Source organism: Candidatus Phytoplasma gossypii (genome assembly GCF_030586975.1).
In the GTDB taxonomy this organism is placed as follows: domain Bacteria; phylum Bacillota_I; class Bacilli_A; order Acholeplasmatales; family Acholeplasmataceae; genus Phytoplasma; species Phytoplasma citri.
The window spans coordinates 1-7331 of record NZ_JAOSIT010000030.1 but is presented as its reverse complement, the minus strand read 5'-3'; the positions used below and the strand labels follow the sequence as shown (position 1 = coordinate 7331).

General features: G+C 24.3%; 5 protein-coding genes and 1 rRNA gene. All 6 read left to right on the top strand.

All coding sequences use genetic code 11. The features are described 5' to 3' along the window. Window positions 1-264, top strand: a 23S ribosomal RNA gene (locus tag OC698_RS02430); the annotation flags it as partial. A gap of 504 nt (window positions 265-768) precedes the next feature. Beyond that, on the top strand, window positions 769-1509 hold the full coding sequence (locus OC698_RS02425; protein WP_304513127.1) for a hypothetical protein: 741 nt from the start codon (window positions 769-771) through the stop codon (window positions 1507-1509). A gap of 58 nt (window positions 1510-1567) precedes the next feature. After that, entirely contained in the window at window positions 1568-2419 is an 852-nt protein-coding gene (gene ylqF, locus OC698_RS02420; RefSeq protein WP_304513126.1) for a ribosome biogenesis GTPase YlqF, read from the top strand. A gap of 86 nt (window positions 2420-2505) precedes the next feature. Further along, on the top strand, window positions 2506-4467 hold the full coding sequence (gene topA / locus OC698_RS02415) for a type I DNA topoisomerase (protein ID WP_304513125.1): 1962 nt from the start codon (window positions 2506-2508) through the stop codon (window positions 4465-4467). Between the two features lie 97 nt (window positions 4468-4564). Next, entirely contained in the window at window positions 4565-5521 is a 957-nt protein-coding gene (gene ftsY / locus OC698_RS02410) for a signal recognition particle-docking protein FtsY (RefSeq protein WP_304513124.1), read from the top strand. An 83-nt stretch (window positions 5522-5604) separates the two neighbouring features. Beyond that, window positions 5605-6972 (top strand): signal recognition particle receptor subunit alpha, encoded by a 1368-nt coding sequence (locus OC698_RS02405; RefSeq protein ID WP_304513123.1) that lies wholly within the window; start codon window positions 5605-5607, stop codon window positions 6970-6972. The last annotated feature ends 359 nt before the right edge of the window (window positions 6973-7331 follow it).

Sequence of the window (7331 nt, the reverse complement as noted above, 5' to 3'; positions counted from 1 at the left end):
TAAGATTTTTAGTTTCTAACCTGCATAAGTGGATTATGAGGGACAGTGTTTGGTGGGCAGTTTGACTGGGGCGGTCGCCTCCTAAAAAGTAACGGAGGCGTTCAAAGGTTCCCTCAAAATGGTCAGACCATAAATCCACATATTTAAGGTTTTACAAAGAAAAAGGGGAGAAACTAAATAACTCAACCTCAATCTTCGCGCAGAATACGTAAGAAATACTGATGATTTTATGATCAACATTAAAAATGACAAAAGATAAAGCGGAAAGAATTAAAAAATTATTTTGGCAGTGAATGATGAAAGATTTAGATTTGAAAATCAGCATAGATAAATTCAAGATTGTTATAATAGGACAAGGTAGTAAATTTTTATCATTTATGTTTAAAATTAATCTCACCACAAAATACCATTACCAAGAAAACAACTAAGAATTCTTTAAACAGACAAGTCAATATATTATTGCGAAAAAACTCTCAAAAAATATATTGAATTGTACTTTGTAAGATTGGCAATCGTAAGCGTACCAGACAACAAATTTATAATATTGAAAATTTTAAAAAGAACAAAACGGCCAAAAATAAAAATTTAACCAGTGGTGATACGAAGTTAAACCCGGAAAAGGGATAAATTAGGAAAAGCGGTGTGCTGGGAAACTTTCTCGCACTATTTGGGCGGGGGCTGTTTGTAATATTTGATAGCTTTCAAAGAAACGCAAATAATCTATCCTTGCATATTTGATAATTAATAAATCTAAAAGGAAACTTGAATATGTTTTTGGTTAATAATTTATGGAATCAATTGAAATTTTTTGGAATTTTTTTAGCTGGATTTAGTGCCGGAGGTATTACTTTTTCTCTGGTATATTTATTTTTTATTGTTAAAAATTTTAATAAAAATTTTAAAATTTCTTTTAATAAAGAAGAAGATTTAGCAGAAAATGAGAAAGTCAACAAATTAATTAAAAAACATCAATTAACGTTTTTAAACAAAACTCAAGAAAATCCCCAAAAATATATGGAAATATTGTTTCAAGAAATAAAAAAATTAACTTTAGAAATAGCAACTATTTTTTATCCAAAATCGACTTCTCCTTGTTTAGAATTAAATCTTGGAGAAACTTTATTATTAATAGAATATTTACATAAAAGAATTGATATTTTATTTCAAAATAAAATTTTGTGTATTTTTAAACGTATGACTTTGAGACAAATTATGGTTTTAAAATTTAAATTAATAAATAAAAAATATTTACACAAAATTCAAAAAACTAATAAAGTAATGAATTTTTTAAGCACTTCAGTTAATCTAATTAATCCTTTTTATTGGGCTAGAAAATTATTTTTACAACGTCTTTATTATATTTTATTAGATAAAATTGGTCTAGCTATTATTTTGATATCCGGCGAAGAAGTATATAAGGTTTATAGTAAAAAAATTTTTGTTCCTGATCAAGATTTAAAATTGTATCTACAAAATTTAAAACAAGAATTAGATAAAAATAATAAATAATAAAATTTAATAATTTTAATAATTATTATTTTATGAAAAAAATAAGAAGAGCAAGATAATGAGTCAATTTTATATTCAATGGTTTCCTGGTCATATGAAAAAAACCTTTAAAGAAATAAATCAATGTTTAAAAATAATTGATTTAATGTTAGTAATTTTAGATGCCAGAATACCTTATTCAAGTATTAATTGGGAATTGTTGAAAACATTTAATAACAAGCCATTTTTATTATTATTAAATAAAATATCTTTAGCTGATATGTCTAAAATAAATATTTTTAAAAATTTTTTCGAAAAAAATAAAATACCAGTATTATGGATTGATGCTAAATCAAAAATTAATATTCATCAAATTAAATCCTATATATATAAGATTTTAAAAATAAAAAATCCTTTTCGGGAAAATAAAATTTTAAGATTAATGATTACTGGTATTCCTAATGTGGGCAAATCAACATTAATTAATTGTTTAGCTAATAAAAAGGTTGTGAAAATTGCTAATATACCAGGTGTTACAAAACAAATGCAATGGATTAAAATAGATCCAAGAATGAAATTATTAGATACTCCTGGAATTTTATATCATAAATTTAGAGATCCTTATGTTGGATATAATTTGGCTATTTGTGGTTGCATTAAATCTACTTTATATCCGAAATTGCCTATTGTAGAATATTTATTAAATTATCTTAAACAACATTATTCTCGAAATTTAAAAAAATGCTTCAAGTTGGATGAACAAGAATTAGAATTCCCTAATTTATGGTACAAAATAGCACAAAAAAATTTTTATTTAACAAAAAATAATATTCTTGATGAAAATAAAGTTTTAGAGATGATTTTACATAAAGTTTCTAATGGTTTTATAGGTCCTATTAATTTTGATTTAAATTTCTTTAATGTGATATAATTACTTTAAAGGTTCGGTCAATAAAGAATTTATAATAGAAAATTTCGTTTTATTTATTTAATAATCTTTGTAAGGAGCATTTAATTGTGAAGTCAAAAGTAATTATTGTAGAATCGCCTGCCAAAGCTAAAACTATTAGTAGTTTTTTTGATCATAAAATTTTAGTTTTATCTTCAAAAGGACATATACGCAATTTATCTTTAAAAGGTAAAGATAATTTAGGAATTGATATTGATAATAATTTTAAACCTGATTATTGTATTATTAAAGGTAAAGAATCTACAGTTCAAGAGTTGATTTCTAAAACTAAAGATAAAAATGTTTTTATAGCTACTGATTTTGATAGAGAAGGTGAAGCTATTGCATGGCATTTAGCTCAAGTTTTAAAATTAAATCCTTTACATAAAAATAGAATTTTTTTTAGTGAAATTAATAAAAATGTTGTTATTAAAGCTTTTAATAATCCTGTAATAATTAATAAACGTTTAGTAGAATCCCAAGAAACTCGTTTAATATTAGATAAAATTATCGGTTTTAAATTGTCATATTTAGTACATCGTATTCGTTCTAAATCAGCAGGACGTGTTCAATCAGTAGCTTTAAAACTGGTTGCTGAACGCGAAAAAGAACATAACGAATTCATTCCTGAAGAGTATTTTTTAATTAAAGCTTTTTTCGGAGATTTTACGGCTAATTTAATGGTTGATCCGAAAAAACCTAAAATTAAATCGGAAGAATCCGATCGAATTATAAATCAGCTCAAAGATAAACAATTTTATTTACAAGATGTAATTAAAACTAAAACCTTAAGTAAACCGCCTAAACCATTTATTACAGCTACTTTACAACAAGAAGCGTTTAAATATTTAGGGATGAATTCCCGAAAAACTATGATAATTTCTCAAAAACTTTACGAAGGTGTGAAAATAAACCAAGAAATAATCGGATTGATTACTTATATGAGAACCGATTCTTATTGTATGTCTCAGGAGTTTATAGGAGAAGCTAAAAAATTTATTTCTGAAAAATTTGGCTCTTCTTATGTTAATAATATTTTAAATAATTTTTCTAAAAATAACGTAGAAGCTCACGAAGCTATTCGAATTACTGATATTAAACGAACTCCTCAAGAAATTAAAAATTATTTAACTAAAGATGAATTATCTTTATATAATTTAATTTATCAAAAAACTATATCTAGTTTAATGACTGCAGCAATTATTAACAAAACACAGTTTATTTTCGAAATAGAAAAATATTTGTTCCAAGCAGAAGGTTATCAAATGATATTTGATGGTTATTTCAAAACGACAACTTATTCTAATTTTAAAGAAATATTATTACCGGATTGGGAAAAGCACAAATATTATTTACCTCAAAAAGTGATAGCTAAATCTCAAATGACTTCACCACCACCTCGTTATAACGAAGCCTCTTTAATTAAAAATTTAGAAAATTTAAAAATCGGTAGACCTTCAACTTATTCTCATATTATTGAAACTTTAAAAAATAGATATTATGTTGAAATTAAGGAAAAAAAAATGATTTGTACTCAACGAGGATTAATTACAAATGAAGTTTTAATGAAATTTTTTAATTCTTTTATTAATGTTAAATATACAGCTAACATGGAAGCACAATTAGATCAAATTGCTAATGGTCAAACAGATAAAGTTACCATCTTAAAAAAATTTTACGATGATTTTATTAAATTATTTATATATGCTAATAATAATATTAAGACCATACCAAATATTACTACACAACAAAAATGTTCTGTTTGTGGAGATTTTATGGTAGAGCGTTGTGGCAAATATGGTACTTTTTTAGGTTGCAATTCTTATCCTAAATGTATAAATTCAGATATTGATCAAAGAAAGAAAAAAACTATAACTGTAACAAATCAAAATTGTTCTAATTGTGGTTCTTTTATGGTAGAACGAAACAGTAAATATGGTAAATTTTTAGGTTGTAGTTCTTATCCAAAATGTAAAAAAATTATTTCTTATAAAAAAAATAATAAAAAAGAACATGATGAAAAAGATTAATAATAATTTACATACAAATTAAATTACATACACTTTATAATATATTTATTAACAATTTTATTTTTATATATCATTCATTAAGGAAAATAAATAACTTATGTTTAATTTTTTTAAAAAAATTTTTAAAGAAAAAACTCAAAAGAAAAAAAATTTTTTTTTCAATTTGGAAAATGTACAAGAAAATCAAATATCCGAATGGGTCCAAAAAATTAAATTACAAAATAAATTAACCGAAAATTTATTGGATGAATTAAAAATTTTATTAATTAAATCGGATTTAGGTATAGAATCTGCTCAAAATTTGATTAGTCAAATGCGCGAAAATATTTCATCTGAAAATTTATCTCAACCAAAATATTTTTTAAATTTTTTAAGAGATCAAATTTTATTATTTTATAAACAAAATACAAAAAAAAATATAAAAAATGATATTTCAATAACAAAATCAAAAATTTATCTTTTTGTGGGAGTAAATGGTTCAGGAAAAACTACTACTATAGGTAAATTAGCTACTAAATTAACGGCACAAAATAAAAAAGTTTTATTAATAGCGGCAGATACTTTTCGTACTGGAGCTGTAGAACAATTACAAAGTTGGAGTAATACTTCTAAAAGTAATTTTTTTTCCAAAGCTAATAGTCAACCGGCAAGTGTAATTTTTGAAGGTTTAAAGTATAGCGAAAATCAAAATTATGATATTATTTTATGCGATACTTCTGGAAGATTACAAAATAAAGATAATTTAATGCAAGAATTAGCTAAGATAGATAGAGTTATTAAGAAATATAATCCTCAAGCTCCGCACGAAATTTTTTTAATTTTAGATGCTATGACAGGGCAAGAAGCTTTAAAACAAGTAGAATCTTTTAGTCAAATTATTCCGGTTACTGGCATTATTCTTACTAAATTTGATCATTTTTCTAAAGGAGGTTTAATTTTAGCGATTAAACATTTATATCAGTTAGAAACGAAATATATAGGTGTTGGAGAAGCACCAAATGATTTATTAGAATTTGATATTCATAATTACGTTAATTGTTTATTTGAAAATTAATAAAATTAAATATGAATAATCATTTTTAAAATAAAAGAAATATTTATTAACAAAACATTGGTCTAATAAAAAAGGAGTTGTTCATGAATTTTTTAAGTAAAAGTATTCAAAAAATAATTAGTAAAATTGGTAATAAAAAATATATTCAACAAGATGATATTGATAGTATAATGCAAGAAATTAATCCTGCTTTATTAAAAGCAGATGTTGATTATGAAGTAGTAAATAAATTTAATGAATTAATTAAACAACAAACCTTAAATATGCAACTTTTAAAAGGTTTAACTCCTCAACAACAAGTTATTAAAATAATTCAAAACACTTTAACTAATATTTTGGGAAATAAATCTTTACCTTTGAATTTCCAAGATCATAAATTAAATATTTTTTTATTAATAGGAATGAAAGGTAGCGGCAAAACAACTGTTGCAGGTAAATTAGCTTTTTTCATAAATAAACAAAAAATGAATAAAATTTTATTAATTGCAGCAGATTATCATAGACCTGGTGGTATTCAACAATTACAACAAATTGGTCAAAATATAAATATTGAGGTTTATAATGATGATAAAATAAATAATTCTTTGGAAGTTATTTTAAATGGTATTAATTATGCTAAAAAGCATAATTTTCAAGTTGTTATCATCGACACTACTGGATTTTCTCCTGAAGATACAGCTAGTATAGATAATTTATCTTTAATTAAAAAAAATATTAAACCCGATGAAACATTGATGGTTGTAGATGCTTTAGGGGGGCAACAAATATCAGGAAAAATTAAACACATTAATGAACAATTATCATTTACAGGGGTAATTATGACCAAAATGGATGCTAAAACTTCAGGTGGTTTAATTTTATCTATTAGATATATTACTAAGTTAGCTATTCGTTTTATTTCTAGCTCAGAACAACATAATGATGATAACTTTGAACTTTTTTATCCTGATCGTATAGCTTCTAGAATTTTAGGTATGGGTGATTTATCTACTTTAATAGAAAATATAGAAGCTAAAATAGATCCCAAACAAAATGCCGAATTAATAGATAAACTATTTCAAGATAATTATAATTATTATGATTTACAAAAACATTTAAATTTAATTAAAAAAATGGGATCATTTCAAAAAATTTTAAATTTTATTCCTGGAATAAGTAATAAAATATCGAATTTAAATATTTTAGATAATAATATAATGATTAAATTCGAAGCTATTATCAAAAGTATGACACATAAAGAAAGATTAAATCCAGAGTTGATCGCTAATAATAATCGTCGTCGTCATCGCATTATTAAAGGTTCTGGCACAACTAATCAAGAAATAAATTTATTGATCGATTTTATAGAAAAACAAAAAAATTTAACTAAACAAATAGATAATAAAAATTTTAAAAAAAATTCGACAACAGATTATCAAGATTTGATAAATAAATTTTTAGATTCAAAATAAATATTTATTTAATTCATGAGGAACAATAAAATTTATGAAACATTTAATTTTAGTAGATGGGCATGCACTTATTTTTCGTGCTTACTACGCTACTGCTTATAAACGAAAAGGGCGCAAAAGATGCTCATAATTCTGCTATTTAACGCATAGCCTAGAGTGATAATCTCTCTAGAGGTCACGTAAACACCACAAGGTGGGCTTGATTAACTAGTTCGAAAGAAGAGTTGATAATAGCAAAAGCACGCAAGCGAGATGAGACGAAATATCTAGTCAACAAGTCGACGCCAGACCAGAAGTCAAGGAAAAGGTGCAAGTCCCTAAGCGGTTAAGTAGAGTGGTTTAATTAAAACATTTTGGTA